The organism is Acinetobacter parvus DSM 16617 = CIP 108168 (genome assembly GCF_000368025.1).
Classification (GTDB): domain Bacteria; phylum Pseudomonadota; class Gammaproteobacteria; order Pseudomonadales; family Moraxellaceae; genus Acinetobacter; species Acinetobacter parvus.
In genome coordinates this window covers 1166535-1192055 of sequence record NZ_KB849212.1, presented here as the reverse complement: position 1 = coordinate 1192055, position 25521 = coordinate 1166535, and the positions used below count along the sequence as shown (strand labels likewise).

The window sequence follows — 25521 nt, the reverse complement described above, 5'->3', positions numbered from 1 at the left end:
AAAATCAACTGAGAAATTTGACGATAATCAAAATACTGACCTGCAAAGAAGCGCTGCATACGCCGATAAAATGATTGTGGTAAGCACTTGATGGGCAAGGCTTTAGATGCAGAAGAAAGATTGCACGTTTGCTTTAAAATGATCGCAAGCATGATGAGCGAAAAGCACTTTAAATGTGACTTGTTCCATTTTAGAGATTTGTTTAAGATAAGATATAACTCATTGAGATGTGTCATAGTATTCGTCGTTAGAAAACAATTATTGTGACATTATTTCAATGAGTTATCTATTTTTGTCGTGTACAGAGAATAAATTATTTAAACGCTTTTGTTTAATTTTCGAGTTAATTCAAAACGTACCCAATAGCCGACATATTTTCCCAGTTGGCAAAGTCCTGAATGGGAGATCATTCACATAAACGTCACCTCATGACGCATAACATCTTTACCAATCTTAATTTTCAAATCATGAAATGTTAGCTTTGAAATGATCTTGTCACTGAGGTGTTTGCTATGTCTGATCGCATTCGTGAAAAATTACAAATTCTTGCCGATGCAGCTAAATATGATGTGTCCTGTTCCTCTAGTGGTAGTGACCGTAAGAATAAAGACAAAGGTTTAGGCGATGCCAGTCGGGCAGGGATTTGCCATAGTTATACCGAAGATGGACGCTGTGTTTCTTTACTGAAAATCTTGTTCAGTAATGTCTGTATTTTTGATTGTGCTTATTGTGTGTCGCGCCGTTCTAATGATGTGAAACGTGCTGCATTTACCGTACAAGAAGTGGTTGATCTGACCATTAATTTTTATCGTCGTAATTATATAGAGGGATTATTCCTGAGCTCAGGTATTTTTAAATCCGCAGACTATACGATGGAGCGGATGCTTCAAGTGGTGAAAAAACTACGTCTCGAAGAAAATTTTAATGGCTATATTCATCTCAAAACTATTCCTGGAGCATCGCCTGAACTGATTCATGAAGCAGGGTTTTATGCGGATCGTATGAGTATTAATCTGGAAATGCCAACCGAGGTTGGGTTAAAAGCGTTTGCCCCTGAAAAATCACATCAAGAAGTACAAAAAGACTTAGGATTGGTTCGAGATCGACTCATTCAACTCAAAGATGAACGTCAAATTATTAAGCATGTGCCGAAATATGTGCCCGCAGGGCAGACCACGCAAATGGTGGTCGGCGCACATCAGGAAACTGATCAAGACGTACTTGTGATGGCAGATCGACATTACAAGGAATTTAAACTGAAACGGGTGTATTTCTCAGGCTATATTCCAATCAACACAGAAAATAACTATTTACCAGCGGTCGGTTCGGCACCGCCTTTATTAAGGGAAAATCGGCTTTATCAAAGTGATTGGTTGATGCGTTTTTATGGTTTTGAAGTCAATGAAATCGTCAATGAAAAACACCCACATTTAGATTTGGACGTAGACCCCAAACTGAGTTGGGCGTTGCGTCATCCCGAGCAGTTTCCAGTGGATTTAAATCGTGCTGACTATCGCATGATCCTTCGTGTACCAGGCATCGGCATAAAGTCTGCCAAGAAAATCGTGCAAGCGCGTCGTTTTGGCAAGATACATACTGATTTATTGAAGCAACTCGGTGTGGCGTATTCACGTGCCCAGTTTTTTATTCGTTGTGAAGACAGTCCACGGTTTCAAAAGGAACTTTCTACGGCTGATATTCGCCAGCAAATATTAACGCAGGGTTCATCCAAGTACGTGAAACAGCTGTCACCTCAGCTGAGTTTAGGATTTTAAACATGCTCAGTGATGCAGTGGTTTATTACTACTTTGATGGTTCAATGGTCGGTTTACTCAACTGCGTATTTCGTGCTTTTCAATTCAAAGAGTTTCACGTGCAACTGTGTTTAAACCAAGGTGCACAGCATGGTTTATTTGCCACTTTAGTTGAAATTCCAAATCACGAGCAACATGCAGCACGTGTTTGGTCAGCTTTACAGCAGAAACTTTCGCATTCATCTCTGAAACAATTTTATTTTGCCTATTTATCTGAATCCTTGGATGCCTATCAGCATTTATTTAATTACTGTATCTATGTTTTTCGGCATCAACATTCAGTCGAAAAAAATTACTCTCATCCCAGTGTTTTAGCGATTTCGCAATGGACGAAAAAGGTCGGGCGCGAAAAGCATCGTATGGAAGCTTTTGTGCGGTTTAAGAAAACTACAGATGGTTTATTTTTAAGTTTAGTTCGACCTGATTTTAATGTCTTGCCTTTGATACAGCCGCATTTTAAGCGTCGTTATCAAGATCAACGTTGGTTGATTTATGACGAACAGCGCAAATATGGTCTGTATTATGATTTAAAAGAGATTCACGAGGTTTCTTTAGAAGCCAATCAGATTGACCGTAATATCGAAAATGGGGGCAGTCAAAACTTTCAATTAGAATTAGATGAACAAGAAGAATTATACGATCAGCTTTGGAAAGATTATTTTAATAGTATCAACATTAAAGAACGTCAGAATGTGAAATTGCATGTGCAATATTTACCTAAACGCTATTGGCGTTATCTGAATGAAAAATATGTTTAAGGCATTTTTTTGATTATTATTTTAAAAATACCAACATAACAAAAGAGCACATTCATGACTAAATTAGTCTTAAAAACAGCGGTACTGATTATGGCTTGTTTGAGTACTTTAGTATTTGCCAAAACGCAAGATAAAGCGATAGATCCTTATAGCCAATGTATCGATGACACCATTCAACAGCTAAAACTGGGAAATATCAATAATGCTGTGGTGGAGATCTGTAGCACCAGAACCAAAACTGTATATGCAAAGCAGATTGTGCAGTTATTGGATCAAATAAAAAAACAGAGTCAGGAATACAAGCAGCCTGAACGCTATCAGGACATCATGAAATCACAACAGCTTTGGAAAAATTTTGTCGATCAAGAGTGCCGTAATGCTGGTGCTTATATCGGTTCGCCGATGTATGAGTTTTGTCCCATGCAAAAATATGCAGAGCGATTGGAGCAATTGGAGGAGTATTTAAATTGACCTTGATCAGTTTTCGTTATTATTTAAAACTGTAATTTAAATACATCTTCAGTCTGAGTCGGCGTATACTGCTGCAACCAATGAAACAACACTATTCCAGCAAGGTGCATTGTGAGCTTTACCCAATCAGACTGGCTAAATTTCTTAAAACCGAATTACAAAATATTACCTTTGAAAGAACGTTTACTTTCTGGATTTGGCGCGCTTTGTGGTTTAGCAATATCCTCTTTAATTAGTTGGTATGTATTGGGCGGTATGAATGCATGGTATATCGCACCGATGGGTGCATCGTCAGTGCTTCTATTCGCGGTTCCCAACAGTCCACTGGCATAACCCTGGAATGTGGTTGTTGGAAATACGCTGGCAGGGATTATTGGGGTGGCCTGTACTCAATATTTGCCTGATCTGACCAGCGCATTTAGCGTGGCGGTTGGGTTTGCTATTTTTATGATGATGACTACAGACTCCTTGCATCCACCGAGTGGGGCAGTGGCGATTACCGCAGTTTTGGGTGGTGAGGCAGTCCATCGTCTAGGATTTCATTTTGTACTGTATCCCGTGCTATTGAACTCGATTTTACTGTTGCTATTTGCGGTATTTTTTAACCGTTTAATTGGGCGGCATTATCCCATTACCGCGCATGTCAATGAGCGTTCCAAAGACCCAACACCTACTCAAAAAGTATCGATTCAACCCAAAGATATCGAATATGCCTTAGAGCAACACACTGAACTATTGGATATCAGCCAATACGATTTAGAGAAAATCATTTTAGAAGCACAGGAACACGCAAGCGAACGCCTGAATAGTTACTTTGTCTGTGAGGATATTATGAGTCGGGATGTCATCAAGCTACATGAAGATGATGATATTCATCAGGCCTTAGAGAAGTTCAAGGAAGTCAACCTCATGAGTCTGCCTGTCGTCAATGCGGAGGAAAAACTGGTTGGAACACTGGCCTTATATGAGGTGGTGGAATGGTTTAAGGGTGCCACTGATCCGCGAAATTCATGGCAACATTATGTGAAACAGATCATGAGTCGTCGAGTTGTGAAAGTTGATCCATTACAACCGATTCAAGATCTTGTACCTTATTTTGTTGAAAAATCTTTTAATTATATTCCTGTGGTCGAAGAGCTACGTTTAATTGGAATTATTAGTCGGGCTGATATGATTGCGGCCTTGCATCAGCAAATCAAACAACAATCTTCAGTATTTTGAGCAAAAAAAAGCTACGGTTGTATTAGGGGTAAATCAACCGTAGCGACCAACAGAGGAAAGTGGGATTAGCGTTTTATGTGTTGATCTTCATCAACTGTCTTAACAGGTGGATGATAGCCTTGTACATGCTCAACCCGATTCGCCTGTCTTTTTGGAATGACTAACCACATGATTAAATACACCAAAATACCTGGGAAAGCGGCGCTCATAATTGAAATAATCACAAAGATTAAACGTAGTAAATTCGCATTCCAACCAAAACGTTCCGCAATACCGCCCATTACACCAGCGATCATGCTTTGTTGGTTTGAGCGGTATAAACCAGAATTGGCCATTTAATTTTTCTCCAAAAATATTTGATACAGCAACGGAATGAGACTTCATTCATGATAAATCGCTGTTAATAATGAGATAGGGATGAACTGGTTTTTTTAAAGTTTAAACAGATGGGAGAATCGTTACGGTGTGTAAAAGGCTGATGGAAAAAACGACAGTATCGCCTAAAATGCACCGACTTAAAGCATATGGCTTGGGTTAATCGAAATTTCGCTCTTATCAAAATACTCCACGAATGGACTTTTGGAGGCATATAACAAAACGGTTCAATCGTTTTGATCTTTCCAAAAAGTTTATTTATTGGAATGGTGAGGTGAAATGGTCACGATATCGATGTTAGAGATTTATGGATATGCAGTTCAGGTTATTCTTATCGTGGTTTAGCGTAGGTGCTCTCTTGAGCTTTGGGTTGAGCGCCTGTGATAGCCATCACCCTGAATCCGCTAAACAACAGGCCCAGACGCAACCGAGTCATGAAATCATGGAATCAGACCCGCAGCAGGGGATGTCATTAACCCAGGTTGCTGGACAGGCCACCCTGCCTCGTCCTGTGACACACAAGCATACACCGACTAAACTGTCTGAAACTGAACTGGCCTATGTGGGGCGTTATCATGCGCGTATTCCATGTACCGATGCTTTCGCGGGTTGTGTCAATAACGAGAAAGAAGCGGAATATATTATGAACTTGCTGGAGGATGGCTCTGTCTACTGGACCAATACCAGTTTCGGTCGTCTGGGTTCAGATTTATCGCGTAATGTTGCCAAAATTGAGCAAACCTGTAAGCAGGTGCAGTGGCATGTTGAGCCAGTGGAAAAAGAGATTGTGGTGCGCTGTGCTGCCGCTGACGTGAATTTATATTACCAGATCAATCAGGACCAGAATCTTGTGATGGATCTGGATAAAATCTGGAATGGGGATCAGGGCCGCAACCGCAAGTTCTTTAAAGAATATCCATTTCCCAAGAAAGCCTATGTTTTTGAAAAGTCGGAATAAAAAATTGAGAATAAAAAAAGAGCGCATCGAGCGCTCTTTTTTGTCAGTGCAGATTAGTAATCAAAGCTGAAGTGTTCTGGTACAAGTGAAGTCAAGGTACGAGAAGTCGAAACCATTGATTCTGCATGACCTTGCGCACGTGGCAACAAACGGTCAAAGTAGAATTCAGCAACCTTGATTTTTGCTTTATAGAATTCAGGAGTTTCAGCACCATTGCCTGCTTCCAGTTTTTCAGAAGCAACCACTGCCTGTTGAGCCCAGAAGTAAGCCATCATCACATAACCAGAGAACATCAAGAAATCATTAGAAGCAGAAGATACGATGTCACGGTCTTTACGTGCTGCAAGCATGATGCGAACAGTTAATGTGTTCCATTGAGCGCAAAGCTTCGTTAAGTCCCAAGCGAAGCGACGTAAGTATTTGTTACGAGCGTGAGTTGCACAGAACTTCAGGATTTCAGCAGTATAGTCACGAACAACTTTACCTTTTGAGCTTAAAAGAACTTTACGACCTAATAAGTCAAGTGCTTGGACACCCGTTGTACCTTCATACAATGTTGAGATACGTGCATCACGTGCGATTTGTTCCATGCCCCATTCTTTGATGTAACCATGACCGCCGTATACTTGGATACCATGGTTTGCAGCTTCCAAACCTAATTCAGTCAAGAAACCTTTAAGAATTGGAGTATAGAAACCAAGTTTGTCATCGGCAGCTTCATAAGCAGCCTGATCACCACTTGCCAGCGCATCAGCCATTTTATCTGCAAGTTTGGCAGCATGATAAATCATTGCACGACCACCTTCAGCTACAGCTTTTTGAGTTAAAAGCATGCGGCGAACGTCTGCGTGGTGAATGATTGCATCAGCAACACGCTCTGGCTCTTTTTTACCAGAAAGTGCGCGCATAGACATACGGTCTTTCGCATAAGGTAACGCACCTTGGAAAGAAAGTTCAGCATGTGCAATACCTTGAACCGCTGTACCAATACGTGCAGTGTTCATGAAAGTAAACATTGCATGCAAACCTTTGTTGATTTCACCAATGAGGTAACCAGTTGCGTTATCAAAGTTCAATACCGCAGTTGCTGATGCACGGATACCCATTTTGTGTTCGATTGAACCACAAGATACGGTATTACGCTCACCTACACCGCCGTCAGCAGTTGGGATGAGCTTAGGCACGATGAATAACGAGATACCACGGGTACCAGCAGGTGCGTCTGGAAGACGCGCAAGTACGATGTGGATAATGTTTTCAGTTAAATCATGCTCACCTGCAGAGATGAAGATTTTTGTACCAGAGATTTTATAAGTACCGTCAGCAGCAGGTTCAGCTTTAGTTTTAACTTGACCTAAGTCTGTACCACATTGAGGTTCAGTTAAGCACATTGTGCCAGACCAAGTACCTTCAACCAGTTTAGGCATATAGGTATTTTTTTGCTCATCAGTACCGAACTGGATGATGGTGTTCATACAACCTGTACTTAAACCTGGGTACATGGTGAATGACCAGTTTGCAGTACCCATCATTTCAGACTTGATGAGGTTTAAAGACATTGGCAGGCCTTGACCACCAAATTCTTCTGGGTAAGAAAGACCTTGCCAGCCACCCATGACGAACTGGTCATAAGCTTCCTTGAAGCCTTTAGGTGTTGTTACTTCGCCGTTGTTAAAGGTACAGCCTTCTTCATCACCTGACTGGTTCAGTGGAGAAAGTACGTTTTCGCAGTAATCTGCCGCACCTTCAAGAATCATATCAACTGTATCTTTATCAGCATTCTGTCCACTTGCCAAAGTTTGGTAATGGGCTGGATAATCTAACATTTCGTTCATTAAGAAACGAATATCGCGGAGCGGGGCTTTATAAGCTGGCATAATCTTAATCCTGTATTTGAATCATTTTGGATTATCTGTTTCGATACTTTGATTATTCACAATGGTGATAAAAATACATTGATAAACACTATGGAAAAGACTGTCAGAAAAGCGAATTAATCAGATGAGAGAGGTGTGCAAAAGTCAACTTTTCGCTGCTGTTTGAAACTCATTTTAAATATGAAAATGATTAAATTTACAGTTGTAAATATAATGATATAAAGGTGTTTGGTAAAACTATGCGTTTAAAATATTTAACTTTATGTGTATTGGGGTTTAGTCTTTCTGCATGTTCTCAGCATGTCATTAAAACCAATTTTGCTACTGCAAACCTTGAACAGAAAGCCATTAACAGCATCAATGCGAGGTATGAATATCCCAGCTATGACTACCGTGGAAAATTTAATGTCCATGTTGATCTGGACCAAAATAAAAGCGTAAGCAAAGATGACAAGGCGGCTCTGGATGCCAATGTGAAGCAAAAGGTTGATCAATATCTGCGCGACCAGAAAGTCAACCTGAACACCGCACAGAAGCAGGCTTGATATGAAACCCTTGCCCAACAGCCAAAACAGTTTGGCGGCAGCAAGGCGGACAAGTTTACCCGTGTCATGGCCAATGTTCTGAATGACATGCAGTTTGAATATGAGGGTTCAGTGCATTACCGACAGAAAATGGGATCATTCAACCTTTTGACGACAAGCTGGGGCGGGCAGTGGGCCGTATTGTCAACGATGCCATGCGTGGTGATCAGGATCGTCAGGCCCTGAAAAAATTAAAGGCGCAATATAAACAGCCACAGCAGATTTTTGCCAAACAGTATCAAATCCAGTTTGAACGTGAAAATGGCGCATATCCTGAGGAAAAAAACGTGCTGGAACAGACAGCCAATATTTTGGGACAGGTTTATGTGGATGCACGTCAAAACAAGCTGTCTGAGAAGTCAATCAAGAACTTAAAGGCTGAACATAATGAATTTATTGATTATGAAATCTTTAAGGATGTTTACCAGAAAATGCTGAGCAGCAAATAATTGAGTGCCAAAAAAAGAACCTGCTGATTGCGTAGGTTCTTTTTTGCCGAATTTTACTGAGCGACTATAAAAAATCCTTGAGTTCAGGTTTGACCCCATTCCAGATTGAAAAGGCTTCGATCGCCTGTCCAACCAACATGCCAAAGCCATCGGTGGATGGAACCTGACGTGCCTGAGCCTGATCCAGAAAGCTGGAGGATTTGCCATAGGCCATTTCATAGGCGTGATGGAAAACCAGTGTTTCAGGAAGTTGCAACACATCGCCAGTTAAACTTGCTGATGTTGCATTAATCACAAAATCAAATTCACCTGAAAGCTGATCTAAAGCAATTGTTTGTAATTCAGTTTCAGGGACAGCCGTTTTTAAATCGTCAACCAGTTGTTCCGCACGGGCGAGGGTACGGTTGGCAATCACGATTTGTTTTGCACCTGCCTGCATCAGTGGATAGATCACACCACGGGTCGCACCGCCAGCCCCTAAAATCAGGATACGGCTGTTTGCAAGATTCCAGCCCAGAGCCTGAATGGCGGCAACTAAACCCTGACCATCGGTATTATCTCCAAACAGTTTGCCATCCTGCATCCACAAGGTATTCACGGCTTTGGCAATCTTGGCGCGTTCAGTCAGTTGATCACATAAGGCAAAGGCCTGCTCTTTAAAAGGAACAGTCACATTCATACCCACACCACCTTGAACAAAGAAGTCTTTGGTGGTTTTTTCAAAGCCATCCAGTGGTGCAAGAATTTTTTTATAGTTTAAATCAACTCCTGTTTTTGCTGCAAAAGCATGATGCAATTCTGGTGAGCGGGATTGTTCAATTGGATTTCCAATGACAGCAAATTGTTTGGTCATGATTAAAATCTAAAATAAAGAAAATAAAGGCAGTGTATAAAGGTGTGATTTAGCCGACAAGAGCGAATCATGGCTGATTAACATCTCTCATAAAATACGGTATTAGTCAAAATCCTTTTTTGAATTTTGACTTTTTATTTTTACTTCTCTAAACCCAACCAGTCTCTTGGTTTTAAATAATAATCAGTGAGACGTTTTTCAGGTGAGTTTTCATCCCATTCAGGACGATACGACCAGCCTGCAAGATTAGGTAAACTGACCAAGATCGATTCAATTCGTCCACCTGTTTGTAAACCAAACAAGGTGCCACGATCATAAACCAGATTGTATTCAACATAACGACCACGACGATACAACTGGAACTCGCGCTGAGCTTCGGTATATGGCTGCTCACGATGCTTTTCAAAAATTGGCAGGATTGCTGCTAAATAACCATTACCAACAGCCTGCATATATTGAAAACAGGTTTCAAAATCCCATTGATTGAGATCATCAAAGAACAAACCACCCACGCCACGCTGTTCATCACGGTGTTTTAAATAGAAATAATCATCACACCATTGTTTATGCTCGGCATAAACATTTTCACCAAATGGCTGACATAAGTCATAGGCAGTTTGATGCCAGTCTAAAATATCCTGATCATCTGGATAGAACGGGGTTAAGTCAAAACCACCGCCAAACCACCACACTGGGTCCTGTCCCTCAGGTTCAGCCACAAATAAACGGACATTGGCATGGGAGGTTGGAATATTTGGATTTTTTGGATGAATGACCAGTGACACACCCAAAGCCTGAGCCTTTGCGCCCGCAATCTGCGGATGGCGTTCAGTTGCGGAAGCAGGCAGCTTGCTGATATTGATGTGGGAAAACATGACCCCACCTTTTTCAATCACTTCACCATTTTGCAGAACACGGGAACGACCACCACCGCCTTCGGTTCGTTGCCAATCATCAATGATAAACTCAGCGGTGCCACCGCCTGCACGTTCCTGTTGTTCTAATCCTGCACAAATCCGTGCCTGTAGGTCGAGTAAAAACTCACGAACACGGTGAATATCAGCTGAAGTTGGATGCTGCATGATGATCCTCTTGAGGTGATCTGGGAATTAGCTACATCAAAACATAAATCCATAAAAAAAGTAAGGAATTTAAATCATTTCTTTTTCAACAGCAGCTTTTAATTCGGTGATTACCTGATTACGTTTCTTTGTGTAGATGAATGCACCGATAATACCTAAAATAGGTAATAAAATAAGTTTAATCATAAAGCTAATGACGATAATTCCTGCGACACCAGCCCAAAAGGGTTTTATATAATGATCTGATGCAAGTTGTCCAATTACAGGATCATTTCGCTGGAATTTCTTTAAATTTAAGTTATTAACAACTACATAAGGACCTTCTTGCTTATTTTCTGGAATCACCCATATTATTTGAATGCGATGACCTGTGCGTAAGGTGACATTCCAGTTTGATAAGGTGACATCATGCTCCTGACCATTATCATCCATGAGAAAAAATTGATCATGAATCGTGGTACTTGAAGTTACAGGAGCTGTACCGCCTGTCCCATTATAGGTTGCACCACCACCGCCATGTACCCGAGTTTCTCGTTGTTTATTATTATCAACCACTTCACCTGTAAATTGATAGATGCCGTAAGTTTTCCCCTGAATAGAAACAGTGGTCATATTATCCCTCTTCGTATGTTAATTTTAAAAATATATACAGAAGAGTAATTATACTCAAAAATCATCCTTTTGATAAAGATGATCCATACGCTCACGTTTGGTCTTTAAATAATGTTCATTGAATGGATTACGACCTACAGTGAGCGGAACGCGCTCGACCACATTAATTCCAAGATCAGTGAGTGCTTTTAGTTTGAGTGGATTGTTCGTCAGCAATTTTACTTCTTTCACTTGCAGATGATCGAGCATAATGCTGCACATATCATAACGACGCGCATCAGCAGGTAGATTTAACAATAAGTTTGCATCAACGGTATCATGCCCCTGATCCTGTAGGGCATAGGCACGAATTTTATTGGTCAAGCCAATCCCACGACCTTCCTGACGCAAATATAAAATCACACCCTGAGCCGCTTCATTGATCATTCGTTGTGTGGCTTGTAACTGAGGTCCACAGTCGCACTTCAATGAGGCAAAGGCATCACCAGTCAAACATTCAGAATGGATACGCACGAGTACGGGCTGATTTGGTGCAGTTTCTAGTCCTTTGGAAAGCGCCACATGCTCTTCGCCCGTTGCTGGGTCTTGAAACACGGAAATATTGAAGTCACCAAAAGCAGTTGGTAGCCTTGATGTTGCAACAAATTCAATTGGCACAGAACGCTCACTATGATAATAAAAACAGTCAAAGTATAGCTGAATGTGTGAAGATTGCGTGAATTGGAATTTCTGATTTTTCACATAAGTTTTTCTTTTTCATACAAAGCACACAATAATGGTTGATAAACAGTGACATAATTCAGGATAATCTGCCAGCCAGTCCCCGAGACTGGCATGAGAATGTTTAGCACGACATCATTTGCCCATGTGGCTGATTGAAGGTAGATCATATTTAATTGTATGATTGCCCCCATTTAACCCAGCTTCGGATTTGCCAGGCTTAAAAAGGCTTCGCCACATTATGTTGTATACCGAAATTCCAACTCAACGTCCTGTTACGCCATTGTTAGATGGAATTGATCATCCACAACAGTTACGTCAGCTCGAACAAGGCCTGCTCCCACAAGTGGCGGATGAGTTGCGTCAATATATTTTGTATGCGGCAGGGCAAAGCGGTGGCCACTTTGGCGCAAATCTTGGTGTAATCGAATTAACGGTTGCGTTGCATTATTGTTTTAATACACCTCAGGACCGTCTGGTTTGGGATGTGGGTCATCAGGCTTATCCACACAAGGTGTTGACAGGTCGCCGTGACAGAATTACCACGATCCGTGCCAAAGATGGTTTGGCTGCATTTCCTGCCCGTGAAGAATCCGAGTTTGATACTTTTGGGGTAGGCCATTCATCAACAGCAATTTCTGCTGGTCTTGGTATGGCGTTGGCACGTCGCTACCAAAAAGACCCATGCGATGTGGTTGCCATTGTCGGTGATGGTGCAATGACCGCAGGTATGGCCTTTGAAGCCATGAATGATGCGGTTGCCCATGATGCCGACCTGATTGTGGTGCTGAATGACAATGATATGTCGATCTCCTGCAGTACAGGCGGCTTTGCCAAGCATTTGGCGGCGATTTGGGAAACAGGTCAGTTGATTAATGTCAATGAACAGGGTGAAGCCTATGTTCAGCCACATCCGAAGTGGACTTATAACTCAAGGTTACATCAGTCTGCAACAGATGCAGCGGATAACTTATTTAAAGCGATTGGTTTTGATTATTTTGGGCCATTTGATGGGCATGATGTTGAACAACTCACACAAGTTTTCCATGCGCTAAAAAAACGTAAAGGCCCTCGTTTAGTGCATATTTATACCAAAAAGGGTAAAGGATTTGCGCCAGCTGAAGCAGACCCGATTACCTATCATGCTATTACTAAAATTGTACCTACAGCATCTGCTCCTGCAAAAAAATCACCGCCTAAATACTCAGACGTGTTTGGACAATGGTTATGTGATGAAGCAGCGCAAGATGATCGTTTACTGGCGATTACTCCAGCGATGTGTGAAGGTTCAGGGATGGTTCAGTTTGCAAAGCAATACCCTGAACGTTTCTTTGACGTTGCGATTGCTGAACAACATGCAGTGACTTTAGCCGCGGGTATGGCGTGTGAAGGTTTAAAACCTGTTGTAGCAATCTATTCGACCTTTTTACAGCGTGGCTATGACCAGTTGATCCATGATGTTGCGTTACAGAATCTGGATGTGACTTTTGGAATTGATCGTGCTGGTTTAGTCGGTGAAGATGGTCCAACCCATGCAGGTGCCTATGATTATGCCTATATGCGTACTGTACCTAACATGGTGATCATGGCGCCAAAAGACGAAAATGAATGTCGTCAAATGCTACACACTGCATATCACTATAATGGACCAACTGCCGTACGTTATCCACGTGGTGTCGGTACAGGTGCTGAAATCCAACAACAGATGACTGCTTTAGAAATTGGTAAAGCTGAAATCGTTGCGCAATTTAATCAGGACGCAGATCAGCAGATCAGTATCCTTGCTTTTGGTAGCCGTGTTGCAGCATCAGTTGAAGCAGCAGAATTATTTGCAAGTAAATATTCGGTTGCTGTATCTGTGGTCAACATGCGGTTTGTAAAACCATTAGATGAGCAGATGCTTCGTGACTTAGCTACTGACACAAAATTTTTTGTGACTGTAGAGGAACATGCGGTTATGGCTGGTGCGGGAAGTGCAGTAAATGAATTTTTAGCATGCGCTAAAATCATTAAGCCAATTTTAAATCTAGGTTTGCCAGATGCATTTTTAAATCAAGCAACTCATCAGCAAATGCTCATTGACTGTGGCTTAGATGCCAAAGGTATTTTACTTTCAATAGAACAAGCTTGGTTATAGATCGCTAACGCTTTGTAAATTAGAAAATAATCTTTCGCAAACATTTTTTACCTAAAAGCCCTTATATTTGATAGAATATAGGGGCTTTTATGCATTATTCTTTGTCAAAATCTTCAAATTTGTAGTGGGTGTTCAATGGAACCTATGGTGGTTATGGCTGCGCGTGCGGCTCAAACAGTTGGTCAAGAGCTTTTAAAGGCACATCAAAATCGTCATAAACTCGATTTACAAGTTGAAGAAAAAGGCATTGATGGTCCAGTAACGCGTGTTGACCGTTATATCGAACAACTTACAATTGATACGCTTCGTAAAAGTTATAAAAACCATAGCTTCCTTGGTGAAGAGTTTGGCATGCAAGAAGGTAAAGGTCACGATGCAGATTGGTGCTGGGTGATTGATCCTTTAGATGGTACTCAAAACTTTATCAACGGTTTTCCTCATTTCTGTATTTCTATCGCTGTACAACATAAAGGCGTAACTCAGCACGGTGTGATCTACGATCCAGTGCGTGATGAATTATTCTCTGCAAGCCGTGGCCGTGGTGCAGTCATGAACCAGCGCCGTATTCGTGTCAATCTAAAAGATTCCTTGGAAAATACTTTCCTTGCGGTTGGGCATCCTTACCGCGCAAAGCGCAACGGTGAAATCGTATCTTATGCAGAACAGCATTTCGCTTCTTTGTTGGCTATAACTAAATCAGGCGCGCAAATCCGTCGTGGTGGCTCTGCTGCTTTAGATTTAGCTTATGTCGCTGCAGGTCGTTTTGATGGTTTCTTTGAACTTGGTTTAAAACCGTGGGATATTGCCGCGGGTGAGTTGATTGTAAAGGAAGCGGGCGGTGCAGTCGTTGATGCACGTGGTGGTAATGATTCATTTGACAATGGTCAGGTGATTGCCTGTTCACTCAAGATGTTAAAACCGTTGATGCAGGCGGTTGTTCCAGCTTGGGGCGAAGCTGCAAAATAATTTATAGATTACTAAAAAGACCCTCAATATTTGAGGGTTTTTTATGAGGACTTGAGAATAATTAAAGAGCTATCTTGGTCATGATTTCTTTAGTAATCGCTCAGATACAAATAATAAAGGTGATTCAATAGAAAAACCTATTAAAAAAGGTGACTTTTAAAATTATTCTGCTATAATCCGCCCACGCACTTAAATTCCAGTTCATTACCTGAACATTCAGTTCTATTCATATTATGCGCTCGCTGTCCATAGAGAGGACCACATCTTGCGCCCAAATCGCTTAGCGATTCTTCAGGTTGAGGCAGTAATCAAGCGTGCGTTTAGTCCACATCGTCGTTATTCGGATTGCCACTGAATTGTATTTATATTCAGCTTGAGTCGCTTTGCCGCTTGTTGCCGATGTCTATTTTTTGTATTTATTAAAATGGAGCACCCATTAGGGTGAAACTCTCTATGAGCAAAACTTTTGCCGAATTTTCTTTACACGAAACCTTACAACAAGCGCTTGAAGGTTTAGGTTTTACCACACCAACTCCTGTGCAAGAACAAGCGATTCCCGCTGCTTTAGCAGGTAAAGATTTATTAGTTTCAAGCCAGACTGGTTCTGGTAAAACAGCTGCATTCTTACTCCCTACATTGAATGCTTTAGCTGGCGAAGAAGCTTTTGTTTCGTTTAAAGACCGTATGAAAGCCGTAACACAACCCACTATTTTGGTTATTTCTCCTACACGTGAATTGGCTCAACAAGTTAGCCAAGATGCGATTGCATTTGTACGTCACATGAAAGGTGTTCGTATTGCTGCAATTATGGGTGGTATGCCTTTTGGTAAGCAAATTCAACAGCTTAAAGGCGCTCAGGTTGTTGTCGCGACTCCAGGTCGTTTACTTGACCTTGTAAACCGTCGTCAAATTAAACTTGATAAAGTTGAATCATTAATTGTTGATGAAGCTGACCGTATGCTTGATCTAGGTTTCTCTGAAGACTTAGAAGCAATTGGTGAATTAGCTGCAAACCGTAAACAAACATTGATGTTCTCTGCAACATTTGCAGATCGTATTATTCGTCTTGCTGAGCGTATGATGAATGATCCACAACGTATTGCAATCGAAACTGGTCACAGCACCAATACTGATGTAACGCAAACATTACATTGGACTGATGGTTTCGAACACAAGAAAAAATTACTTACGCATTGGTTATCTGACGAATCAGTAGATCAAGCTGTTGTATTCGCAAGCACGCAAGAAGATACAGATATGCTTGCTGAAGAATTGGCTGAAGCAGGTCACTCGGTTGTTGCGCTACATGGTGCAATGCCTCAAACCGTTCGTAACCGTCGTTTACGTAGTATTCGTGAAGGCCGTGCAAAAATCCTGGTGGCGACTGACGTTGCAGCGCGTGGTTTAGACGTACCAACAATTTCACACGTAATCAACTTCGGTTTACCGATGAAAAATGAAGACTATGTACACCGTATTGGTCGTACAGGTCGTGCGGGTCGTACAGGTCAAGCTGTTACTTTGGCAACTTACCGTGAGCGTGGCAAAATCCGTGCTTTAGAAGATTATTTAGATGCACGTTTAAATGTATCTGAAATCGAAGGTTTAGAGCCATCTCCACCTCCTGCTCGTTCAGGTCGTGATGGTGGTGGTCGTGGTCGTGATGGCGGTGGTCGTAGCCGTGGTGGTCGTGATGGCGGCGGTCGTGGTGGTTTTGGTGGTGGTCGTCGTTTTGAAGGTGAAAGTAACTTTAAGCGTCGTGAAGGCGGTGATGATCGTCCACGTCGTAGCTTTGATGACAAACCTCGTGGTGAGCGTCCAGCGTTTGCTGGTGAAGACCGCCCACGTCGCGAGTTTAATTCTGATCGCCCACGCCGTGAAGGCGGTTTTGAAGACCGTCCAAAGCGTAGCTTTGGTGGTGAAGAGCGTCCACGCCGCGAGTTCAATTCTGACCGTCCACGCCGTGAGGGTGGTTTTAACGATAAACCACGTTTTGACGCGAATGATGACAACCGTGGCAACCGCGTAGACTATAAACCACGCCGTGAGGGTGGTTTTAGCGACCGTCCAAAACGTGATTTTGGTGATCGTCCACAACGTGAGGGTGGTTTCGGTGACCGTCCAAAACGTGATTTTGGTGATCGTCCACAACGCGAGGGTGGCTTCGGCGACCGTCCAAAGCGCGATTTTGGTGATCGTCCACAACGTGAGGGTGGTTTCAGTGACCGTCCAAAACGTAGTTTCGGTGGTGAAGATCGCCCAAAACGTAGTTTCGGTGGTGAAGATCGCCCAAAACGTAGTTTCGGTGGTGAAGACCGTCCAAAGCGTAGTTTCGGTGGTGAAGACCGTCCAAAGCGTGATTTTGGTGATCGTCCAGCACGTGAAAGTGGCTTCGGTGGTGACCGTCGTCGCAAAAACGATTTTTAATCGTTAAAAACCGATGAAAAGAAGAAGCCAGTTGTAAAACTGGCTTTTTTGTTTGGGATTAGTCAGGTAAAATTGTTAAAATGTGTGCTAATTCAAATTTTGCATAAGAAATAAAAAAGGCTTAATCAAATCAAAAGTCTTTTGAGTCAAATGTGGTTTTTCATATGAAATGATGGACTGCCATTCCTTTTTGTCATTTTGATGCTGTGTAATGGCCTGTTTTTCGCCTATGCACTTTTTGATGCCAATCACGCCGATTCCGTAAATGTCAATTCCAGCCAAACCACCAGTCAGGTCGTCTCAAAAAATAACTACATAAATTAACAATCTTCATACGTCGCTCATCAAAATAAAAACAACGATTTAGTCTTTCAGTGTATAGTATGCGTGCATAAAAAGTGCAGGAATGAATGCCATTATGAATAACAAATCTCCTCTCGATAGCGAAGCCCTAATTGAAGTTAAAAACCTGAGCTTTAATCGAGGAGAACGCGTCATTTATGACGATATCAGCCTTAAAATTCGACGTGGTCAAATTACTGCCATTATGGGACCATCAGGTACAGGTAAGACCACTCTATTGCGTTTGATTGGTGGACAACTGAGCCCCGATCAGGGCGAAGTTTTGCTGGATGGCAAAAATATTGCTGCAATGTCACGTCATGAATTATTCGCTGCGCGTGCCCGTATGGGCATGTTATTCCAGAGTGGTGCGCTGTTTACCGATATGTCGGTCTATGAAAATGTGGCATTCCCGATTCGTGCACATACCAAATTGCCAGAACACCTCATCTCAGAACTGGTGGCATTAAAACTTGAATCCGTCGGTTTACGTGGGGCTGAGCAGTTGATGCCAACTGAGCTTTCGGGTGGTATGAACCGCCGTGTGGCTTTGGCACGTGCCATTGCACTTGATCCTGAACTGATCATGTATGACGAACCCTTTGCAGGACAGGACCCGATAGTGATGGGGGTGCTTACCCGTTTAATCCGTTCCCTGCGTGAAGCGTTGGATTTAACGACCATTGTTGTCTCACATGATGTCTCAGAGACACTGTCGATTGCTGACTATATTTATGTGGTGGCGGAAGGTAAAATTCAGGGTGAAGGTTCACCTGAACAATTAAAAAATCACGCATCACCATTTGTGCGCCAGTTTTTAACAGGTTCGGTTGAGGGACCTGTCGAATATCAATTTACTCACCAAGCATATTTAGATAACGAGGTTCGTCCATGAATGCGATTGCCTGGCTAGGTAGACTCGTTATTGAGCGAATAAAGGGAATTGGTGCTGCGGCACTGATGCTGCTGCAAGTTTTATTTTCCATGCCATCTAAAGGTGGCTTTCAGCGTTTTGTGTACCAGATGTATCGTGTTGGGGTGATGTCCCTGCTGATTATCGCAGTTTCAGGCTTGTTTATTGGTGCTGTTCTTGGCTTGCAGATGTATAGCATTCTGGTCACCTTTGGCAGTGAGGCGATGCTGGGTACAGCAATTTCACTGACACTATTACGTGAACTGGCATCTGTGGTGGCTGCCTTGCTGTTCGCAGGCCGTGCAGGTTCAGCATTGACCGCTGAAATTGGTTCCATGAAGCAGAGTGAACAGCTTGCCAGTATGGAAATGATCGGGGTTGATCCACTTCGTCAAATTGTTTCCCCACGTTTATGGGCAGGGATTGTCAGTCTGCCAATGCTCACCGTGATTTTTGCAACCATTGGCATTATTGGCGGCAAGATGGTGGGTGTTGATTTCTTGGGCGCTGATGAAGGTTCATTCTGGAGTGGTATGCAAAGCAGCGTGCAGTTCTGGCATGATATTTTCAATGGCACCATTATTAAAAGTATTGTATTTGCCCTGATTTGTACATGGGTAGCGGTCTATCAGGGCTATGCCTGTGACCCGACACCTGAAGGTATCGCGACTGCAATGACCAGAACGGTCGTATATTCTTCACTTTGTGTATTAGGTTTTGATTTCGTGTTGACTGCGGTCATGTTCGGAGGGATTTAATGAAATCACGTACTAGTGAGCTGGCCGTAGGTATTTTTGTCATTATCTTCGGTATCGCTCTATTTTTTCTTGCGATGAAGGTCAGTGGCTTGGTGGGTACCAATTTACGTGACAGCTACAGCATGACAGCGCAGTTTGATAATGTGAATGGTTTAAAACCACGTGCCAAGGTAACCATGAGTGGTGTCACCATTGGCCGTGTAGAATCCATTACCCTTGATCCAGTGTCACGTCTGGCAACAGTCAAGTTTGACCTTGATGGTAACTTGACCAGCTTTAGTCCAGAGCAACTCAAGGAAGTGCAAAAGAACGCACTTGAAGAGTTGCGCTACAGTGCTGACTATGAGCAGGCCGATGCCGCGAAACAAAAAGAAATGGAACAGCAACTCATCCGCAACATGACCTCCATCACCAGCCTGGATGAGGATGCTTATATTATGGTTGCAACCAATGGTCTTCTGGGTGAGAAATATTTGAAAGTGGTGCCAGGTGGTGGTGTGAACTACCTTAAACGTGGTGATGTAGTTTCAAATACCCAGGGTACAATGGATTTAGAAGATTTAATTAGCAAATTTATTACAGGTGGTGCTGGTAAAGCCACAGCTGGCTCAACCGCAACAGAGGATTCAACTTCGCAGCCAGCCGCTGCTGAAGCAGAACCATCTTTCGCTGAGTAATTTAGGTTAGGAGATTGTCCGTGAACACATTATTGAAACAAACGCTAACAACCAGCGTATTGTTGGCTATGCTTGCAACCACAGCATTTGCAGCACCAACAGAAACTCCACCTGATTTTGTCAAGCGTGTCGCTGATGGGTTGATTACCCGTTTAAAGGCAGATAATGCGAAATTACAAAATAACCCAGCTTTGGTAAGAACGATTATTCGTCAAAATCTCGACCCCTATGTAGACTCACAGGCGTTTACACGTATTGTGTTGGGTACTTATGCCAATAACCAATATACCAATGCTGCACAGCGCGCCCAGTTTGAGAAAAACTTCCGTGAAGTGATCATCGAAAACTATGGTGGTGCTTTTGCGAAATACACCAACGAAAGCTATACCATGCGCCCTTATAAAGCGTCAAACAGTAAAAACCCTGTGGTAACTTTAGACTTCCTGCACAATGGTGAAAAGATTCCTGTGTCGTTCCAGTTAACGGACAAGGGCGATCAGTGGAAAGTACGTAATATCAATGTATCTGGCGTTGACCTTGGTTTACAGTTCCGTAACCAATTTGCGGCAACGGTTCAGCGTAATGGTGGTGATATCAATAAAGCGATTGCAACTTTTAAACCTGATGCAGATGCTGCAGTCACTAAAAAATAAGTAGGTGAAGGGTGATTCAGTATATTGATCAGCAACTTATCGTTCCTAAGACGATCGATTTTGAAAATGCAGAGCAGATTTACCAATCAGGCTTAGCGCATATTCAACAACATCAGCATTTTCCTTTGATTGTTGATCTTGCTCAGCTTGAACAGGGCAGCACCTTGTCTCTCGCTGTATTAGTGCAATGGTTGCGTCAAACCCCTGAAAGTAAAGGGCTGCATTTTAAAAATGTCCCTGAGAAAATGCTGAAAATCATCCAAGCTTGTCATTTAGAAGATGACCTTATTTTGATTTGATATTGTATGAATCGAAAAAAGAGCTTTTTTATAAAGCTCTTTTTTTATATTTATGATTTTGGAAAGGCTGAAAAAAGAGCCTGACAAGTTGGATATTTTGTGTGTAATTTTTTGAGATAATAAGATTGATCGTATGCTAAAAAACCATCTAGTAATTTTATGGATGTGGTGTGGTCATCATGACAATTATTATTTTTTCGGTTCCACGCTAGGAACGGTACAATTGGCTGGTCTATAGATAGGATATTATTTTGACACTGTAACCGTGCTAAAGAAGCCACAGTATAGTTGTGTGGTTTAGCTTGATCAGGGGCGTAGGCTAAGCCAATGATTAAATCATTCTTCTTTATATTTTTAAGTGGGAACTGACTCTGCCATTGTTTCGGCTTTGAACGCATTATCCATGTTCTAAAGCCTTGGAAGATAAAATGGGAATTACTTATAGTTAAGTGGTAATGATCTGTAGATGCTATCTTCTGAACAGCTTGAAGACGTGCAATAAACACGTCATCTGGTGAATACGGTGCACAAGCAAAAGCAGTCGGAAGGAATAGAATCGATCCTAGAATAGGCATACTCAAAAAAAGAGAATTGCCTTTCATGCTAAATCCATTTCTTCCAGCGGAAATAAAGTGTTGGTCCAGTTAAAAATGTTAAAACCAATGTAATCACAATCCAAAAGCTCGTATCCCCTTGCGCAAAAGGCAAAACATCGGTGTTCATGCCATAAATACTGGCAATTAACATCGGTGGCGCAAGCATACTTGGTAAAATTGAGAAACGTTTAAAGGTCTCATTCATTTCAGTATTTGCAAAACCAGTGGTGATATCGAGTAAGAATTTAAGCTTTTGAAACAGGAACGCATTATGTTCTAGTAAAGAACGAACATCCTCACTCATTTCTCGAATATCTGCATCATATATATGGCTACCCAAGGCGCGTGGACGTGACAGAAAAGACAACACACGACGTAAGTCTGTAAGACAGAGTTGTGCTTTTCCCAACATATCTTCTTGATGCGCGAGGTTTGTGATCATGTCGTCAAGATCAAGAATTTGTTCACGGTGATGATCATTCAGGACTTCTGCGGAGTACTCTTCAAGATAACGGTGGGTGTCTTCTAAGATATCTGAAAGTTCATCTAGTTTAGCTTCCAATAAGCCTAATAAAATCCAAACTGGATCTTTATAGTCCATCTCATAATCATTACGTCTCGCTCTTGCTCGAAATGCTCGAAATGCGACTAATTTTTCACCACGGAGTGTGATGAGTCGGTTTTTCTCAAGCAAGAAAGCAACTGTATGTACGGTTGCTGCAAGGGTATTTTCAAGATCTTCTTGTTCTCGATCTGACTGGAAATTTTTGTTCTTGGTGAGAAAGTAAGTACTGATATGTAAAATACCTTCATCATCACGATAAAAACGTGCTGATGAGGAAATGTCTTCAAGTGATTTTAGGGTGGGTAGATTGCGATCGTAGGCCTCGAGAACCCATTGTTGTTCTTCTTGGGATGGCGCAATTAGGTCAATCCAAACCAACTCTGGGTGTAGATCAAATCCACCATTGATTGTTGCATCTTCTAGACTACCGCGCTCTGTGGCATAAAAGGCTTCAAGCATGTCTTTTTTCCTCGCGCAGTCAATATAAGGCCTTCTGCATTTTACAGAAAGTCAGCGTGTATTTTAGACAAGGATGGGCTGAAAAACACTTGCCTAAACGTTATTTTGTTAAAAATCTTGTTACATAGTCTACTTTAGCAGCATGACAGTTATATAAAACGGTTTTAATTGTATAAATTCTATTTGGATGATCAGTCCACAATATTGGCACCACTGACTAAAGAGGTGGTGATTCCATGGTGTCAGCAAAACCTTGTAAGCTAGACTCACGATGTTGTGCGGCCGCCAAACACACACTATAGATTTGTTGGCAGCCGATTTGTTCCAATGCCTGTGACAAGGCGGTAATGGAACTTCCCGTAGTCACCACATCATCCACAATCAGCACTTTTCGATAGCGGATTTTTCCTGATGGATTGCTAATAAATTGCTGCTCAATGTCTTCCAGCCTCTCCAGACGCGAAAAGCCTTTTTGTGAGTGTTGTGCCAGACGTTGTACAGGCTGCCAGACAGGAATATTCAGGTTATGTGCCAGTGCTTTGGCCAGTAACAGGGTTTGGTTAAAACCTCGCTCTACCAAACGATCTGTGGAAATTGGCATTGGCACAATGGCCTGAACTCTGGGAAGTTTGAGTTGTAGCAACAGGCCATTCAATAAACGTTGATGATGCAGTTTTTGCTCATATTTAAACTGTTGAATAATGCGGTCAATCGGATATTGATAGTGACAGGCAACAAATACCTGTTGCTGGTTACGGGTAATGTGCTGTTTCAACCACGGCAGTTGTTGCCAGCAATTGTGACAAACACCAAAATGCTGTTTGATCCCAATGTCACACAGGCTACATGGCGTGCAATAATCAAAAACCTGTTGGACGGATGTGCCAAGTAATTTAAACATAAGCGTATCTTGGAGCTTCAGGCAACCAGCGTTTGAGCAGGCCGTCAGCATGTTGTGGATAATCCTTGAGGATTTGTGCCGCCACATAATGTGCCTGGCTGAGTAAATGGTCATCACGTTCCAGACGCGCCACGCGAAAGCCGATATCGCCTGTCTGTTTGGTGCCCAGCAACTCACCTGGACCGCGAATTTCAAGATCCTTTTCAGCAATCACAAAGCCGTCATTGCTTTCCCGTAAAATTGAAAGGCGTTCCTGTCCATTCTGTGACAATGGAGTTTTATAGAGTAGGGCGCAGAAACTTGCGGTTGCGCCCCGACCTACCCGACCACGGAGCTGATGCAGTTGCGACAGCCCCAGCCGTTCTGCATTTTCAATCACCATGATGGATGCATTGGGTACATCCACGCCGACCTCAATCACCGTGGTGGCAATCAGTAATTGTAATTGATTGTCCTTAAAGGCCTGCATAACCGACTGTTTTTCATCTGCTTTCATTTTACCATGCACCAGCCCAATGTTGATGTCTGAAAAACGCTCTTTAATTTCCTGATAGGTGGCCTCGGCCGCCTGTGCATCCAGCGTTTCAGACTGTTCAACCAGCGTACAGACCCAATAGGCCTGCTTGCCCTCCCGACAATTGCTTGCGATACGTTGCAGAACCTGCTCGCGCCGATCCAGTGGAATGGTCACAGTTTGAATGGGGGTACGTCCTGGTGGCAGTTCATCAATAATGGAGGTGTCCAGATCACCATAGGCACTCATAGCCAGCGTGCGGGGAATTGGGGTTGCAGTCATCACCAACTGATGGGGTGTGAACTGGTCTGTACCTTTGTTGCGTAGGGCAAGCCGTTGATCAACCCCAAAACGGTGCTGCTCATCAATAATCACTAGACCGAGTCTGGAAAACTCGACATTGTCCTGAAACAGTGCATGAGTGCCCACAATCAACTGGGCATGACCCTGCTTGATCTGTTGTTCGGCCTGAGCGCGTGCCTTACCTTTCTGTTTGCCTGACAGCCATGCCACCTCAATGCCCAACGGTTCAAACCAGCGTTTAAAGTTTAAGTAGTGCTGCTCGGCAAGAATCTCCGTCGGTGCCATCAAGACCACCTGCCAGTCCGCTTCCAGCGCATGACAGGCAGCGACTGCAGCAACTAGGGTTTTACCTGCCCCGACATCACCCTGTACCAGACGCAACATTGGCTGATCCTGTTTAAGGTCGTGCAATATTTCCTTGGAAACCCGTTTCTGGGCGTTGGTCATCTGAAATGGTAGACCATCCAGTAAGTGCTTTGCCAAAACCTTGCTGCTGTTAAAACGCGGGGCGGCAATCTGGCGGATATAGGCACGGCGCGTCAACAAACTGACCTGATGGGCAACCAGCTCCTCAAAAATCAGCCGTTGCTGTGCAGGATGGGAACCCTGATTAAGCTGCAACATATTGGCATCGGTTGGCGGCTCATGGATGTAATGCAGAGCCTCTTTCAACTCATAGCCGTTACTGTATTTTTTAGGCAGTAGTTCAGCCAGCTCATCACTATGGTACTGTAAAGCCTGACGTACATATTCCCGTAGTTTGGGCTGGGTCAGGCCCTCGGTACTTGGGTAGATTGCGGTAAGCTGGGTTTTGGGTAAGGCAGTATGTTGCTGGATCACCTGAATTTCAGGGTGATACAGTTCCAGACCACGTGCACCGACCCGAACCTCGCCAAAAATCCGCAGGCGTTGCCCAATCTTGATACGGTCGGTCAGACCCTTGTAAATATGATAAAAACGTAAAGTGACCTTGCCAAAATCATCCTGTAGCAATGCCGCCAGTGACTTCTTTTTGCCAGGTGGAAAGTCAACAGACCTGACTTCACCCTCAAGCAGGTAACTGCGCCCAACCACCAACTGATTCATTGGAATAATCGTGCTACGATCTTCATAGTCACGCGGAAGATGAAACAGCAGGTCATCCGTGCTAAAAATATGAAGTTTTTCGAGCAGGGCCGCTGCGGCAGCACCAACGCCTTGTAATTGCTGGACTGAGGTCATCTTTGGTCAGGGATAT

The 25521-nt window shown here is 42.8% G+C and carries 24 protein-coding genes and 3 pseudogenes; 15 read left to right on the top strand and 12 right to left on the bottom strand.

Going from position 1 to position 25521, the window contains the following annotated elements:
* Window positions 1-236, bottom strand: a pseudogene (locus F988_RS14830) (IS4-like element ISAba33 family transposase); the annotation flags it as partial.
* A 276-nt stretch (window positions 237-512) separates the two neighbouring features.
* Between F988_RS14830 and F988_RS12325 the strand changes: the two are divergent.
* The 4 genes and pseudogenes from F988_RS12325 to F988_RS12310 all read left to right on the top strand — a co-directional run bounded on the left by F988_RS12325 (window position 513) and on the right by F988_RS12310 (window position 4264).
* On the top strand, window positions 513-1775 hold the full coding sequence (locus F988_RS12325) for a putative DNA modification/repair radical SAM protein (RefSeq protein WP_004683324.1): 1263 nt from the start codon (window positions 513-515) through the stop codon (window positions 1773-1775).
* Window positions 1776-1777: 2 nt separating this feature from the next.
* The gene (locus F988_RS12320) at window positions 1778-2572 is read left to right on the top strand and encodes a TIGR03915 family putative DNA repair protein (RefSeq protein ID WP_004683322.1); all 795 of its coding nucleotides are present in this window, start codon (window positions 1778-1780) and stop codon (window positions 2570-2572) included.
* Window positions 2573-2626: 54 nt separating this feature from the next.
* The gene (locus F988_RS12315) at window positions 2627-3043 is read left to right on the top strand and encodes a lysozyme inhibitor LprI family protein (protein WP_004683320.1); all 417 of its coding nucleotides are present in this window, start codon (window positions 2627-2629) and stop codon (window positions 3041-3043) included.
* 111 nt (window positions 3044-3154) lie between these two features.
* Window positions 3155-4264: pseudogene (locus F988_RS12310) on the top strand (HPP family protein).
* Window positions 4265-4329: 65 nt separating this feature from the next.
* On the opposite strand, the gene F988_RS12305 reads toward F988_RS12310, so the two are convergent.
* Window positions 4330-4599 (bottom strand): PspC domain-containing protein, encoded by a 270-nt coding sequence (locus F988_RS12305; protein WP_004683315.1) that lies wholly within the window; start codon window positions 4597-4599, stop codon window positions 4330-4332.
* Between the two features lie 353 nt (window positions 4600-4952).
* Between F988_RS12305 and F988_RS12300 the strand changes: the two genes are divergently transcribed.
* Window positions 4953-5597, top strand: a complete 645-nt coding sequence (locus F988_RS12300) for a hypothetical protein (RefSeq protein WP_004683314.1) — start codon at window positions 4953-4955, stop codon at window positions 5595-5597.
* Between the two features lie 53 nt (window positions 5598-5650).
* Here the strand turns inward: F988_RS12300 and F988_RS12295 are convergent, their stop codons facing one another.
* Window positions 5651-7474 carry an acyl-CoA dehydrogenase C-terminal domain-containing protein gene (locus F988_RS12295; RefSeq protein WP_004683312.1) on the bottom strand — a complete coding sequence of 608 codons (1824 nt, stop codon included), beginning with the start codon at window positions 7472-7474 and terminating at the stop codon, window positions 5651-5653.
* A gap of 239 nt (window positions 7475-7713) precedes the next feature.
* On the opposite strand from F988_RS12295, the pseudogene F988_RS12290 reads away from it, so the two are divergent.
* Both F988_RS12290 and F988_RS12285 read left to right on the top strand, forming a co-directional pair.
* Window positions 7714-8166: pseudogene (locus F988_RS12290) on the top strand (hypothetical protein); the annotation flags it as partial.
* Window positions 8167-8189: 23 nt separating this feature from the next.
* A complete protein-coding gene (locus F988_RS12285; RefSeq protein WP_004678652.1) occupies window positions 8190-8507 on the top strand; it encodes a hypothetical protein in 318 nt (105 codons plus the stop codon).
* A gap of 64 nt (window positions 8508-8571) precedes the next feature.
* On the opposite strand, the gene aroE is transcribed toward F988_RS12285, so the two are convergent.
* The 4 genes from aroE to ribA form a co-directional block, all read right to left on the bottom strand.
* Window positions 8572-9360, bottom strand: coding sequence for a shikimate dehydrogenase (gene aroE / locus F988_RS12280; protein ID WP_004683310.1), 789 nt, complete (start codon window positions 9358-9360; stop codon window positions 8572-8574).
* A gap of 140 nt (window positions 9361-9500) precedes the next feature.
* Entirely contained in the window at window positions 9501-10442 is a 942-nt protein-coding gene (gene hemF / locus F988_RS12275) for an oxygen-dependent coproporphyrinogen oxidase (protein ID WP_004683308.1), read from the bottom strand.
* 69 nt (window positions 10443-10511) lie between these two features.
* Window positions 10512-11054 (bottom strand): hypothetical protein, encoded by a 543-nt coding sequence (locus F988_RS12270; RefSeq protein WP_004683306.1) that lies wholly within the window; start codon window positions 11052-11054, stop codon window positions 10512-10514.
* A gap of 54 nt (window positions 11055-11108) precedes the next feature.
* The gene (ribA, locus tag F988_RS12265; protein ID WP_004683304.1) at window positions 11109-11711 is read right to left on the bottom strand and encodes a GTP cyclohydrolase II; all 603 of its coding nucleotides are present in this window, start codon (window positions 11709-11711) and stop codon (window positions 11109-11111) included.
* 304 nt (window positions 11712-12015) lie between these two features.
* On the opposite strand from ribA, the gene dxs reads away from it, so the two are divergent.
* The 3 genes from dxs to F988_RS12250 all read left to right on the top strand — a co-directional run bounded on the left by dxs (window position 12016) and on the right by F988_RS12250 (window position 17304).
* Complete coding sequence (dxs, locus tag F988_RS12260) at window positions 12016-13911, top strand: 1-deoxy-D-xylulose-5-phosphate synthase (protein ID WP_004683303.1); 1896 nt, start codon at window positions 12016-12018, stop codon at window positions 13909-13911.
* Between the two features lie 135 nt (window positions 13912-14046).
* Entirely contained in the window at window positions 14047-14877 is an 831-nt protein-coding gene (locus F988_RS12255) for an inositol monophosphatase family protein (protein ID WP_004683302.1), read from the top strand.
* Between the two features lie 453 nt (window positions 14878-15330).
* Window positions 15331-17304 (top strand): DEAD/DEAH box helicase, encoded by a 1974-nt coding sequence (locus F988_RS12250; RefSeq protein ID WP_004683299.1) that lies wholly within the window; start codon window positions 15331-15333, stop codon window positions 17302-17304.
* Between the two features lie 87 nt (window positions 17305-17391).
* Here F988_RS12250 and F988_RS15135 read toward each other — a convergent pair whose 3' ends face one another.
* A complete protein-coding gene (locus tag F988_RS15135; RefSeq protein WP_026040011.1) occupies window positions 17392-17586 on the bottom strand; it encodes a hypothetical protein in 195 nt (64 codons plus the stop codon).
* Window positions 17587-17722: 136 nt separating this feature from the next.
* Here F988_RS15135 and F988_RS12240 point away from each other — a divergent pair, with 136 nt between their 5' ends.
* The 5 genes from F988_RS12240 to F988_RS12220 are packed head-to-tail and all read left to right on the top strand — an operon-like array spanning window position 17723 to window position 20946.
* Window positions 17723-18541, top strand: a complete 819-nt coding sequence (locus tag F988_RS12240; RefSeq protein ID WP_004683298.1) for an ABC transporter ATP-binding protein — start codon at window positions 17723-17725, stop codon at window positions 18539-18541.
* Window positions 18538-19317, top strand: coding sequence for a lipid asymmetry maintenance ABC transporter permease subunit MlaE (gene mlaE, locus F988_RS12235; protein WP_004678635.1), 780 nt, complete (start codon window positions 18538-18540; stop codon window positions 19315-19317). Before F988_RS12240 ends, mlaE begins: the two co-directional genes overlap by 4 nt.
* Window positions 19317-19994: an outer membrane lipid asymmetry maintenance protein MlaD gene (gene mlaD / locus F988_RS12230; protein ID WP_004683297.1), complete on the top strand. Its 678-nt coding sequence runs from the start codon at window positions 19317-19319 to the stop codon at window positions 19992-19994. Before mlaE ends, mlaD begins: the two co-directional genes overlap by 1 nt.
* Window positions 19995-20014: 20 nt before the next feature.
* Window positions 20015-20647 carry an MlaC/ttg2D family ABC transporter substrate-binding protein gene (locus F988_RS12225; protein ID WP_004683296.1) on the top strand — a complete coding sequence of 211 codons (633 nt, stop codon included), beginning with the start codon at window positions 20015-20017 and terminating at the stop codon, window positions 20645-20647.
* Between the two features lie 11 nt (window positions 20648-20658).
* Window positions 20659-20946, top strand: a complete 288-nt coding sequence (locus F988_RS12220) for an STAS domain-containing protein (RefSeq protein WP_004683295.1) — start codon at window positions 20659-20661, stop codon at window positions 20944-20946.
* Between the two features lie 50 nt (window positions 20947-20996).
* On the opposite strand, the gene F988_RS12215 is transcribed toward F988_RS12220, so the two are convergent.
* The 4 genes from F988_RS12215 to recG all read right to left on the bottom strand — a co-directional run bounded on the left by F988_RS12215 (window position 20997) and on the right by recG (window position 25505).
* Complete coding sequence (locus tag F988_RS12215) at window positions 20997-21548, bottom strand: hypothetical protein (protein ID WP_004683293.1); 552 nt, start codon at window positions 21546-21548, stop codon at window positions 20997-20999.
* Window position 21549: 1 nt separating this feature from the next.
* On the bottom strand, window positions 21550-22566 hold the full coding sequence (locus tag F988_RS12210) for a CorA family divalent cation transporter (RefSeq protein ID WP_004673037.1): 1017 nt from the start codon (window positions 22564-22566) through the stop codon (window positions 21550-21552).
* A gap of 217 nt (window positions 22567-22783) precedes the next feature.
* Window positions 22784-23467, bottom strand: coding sequence for an amidophosphoribosyltransferase (locus tag F988_RS12205; protein WP_010589144.1), 684 nt, complete (start codon window positions 23465-23467; stop codon window positions 22784-22786).
* A complete protein-coding gene (gene recG, locus F988_RS12200; RefSeq protein ID WP_004683292.1) occupies window positions 23460-25505 on the bottom strand; it encodes an ATP-dependent DNA helicase RecG in 2046 nt (681 codons plus the stop codon). Before recG ends, F988_RS12205 begins: the two co-directional genes overlap by 8 nt.
* Window positions 25506-25521: the final 16 nt, after the last annotated feature.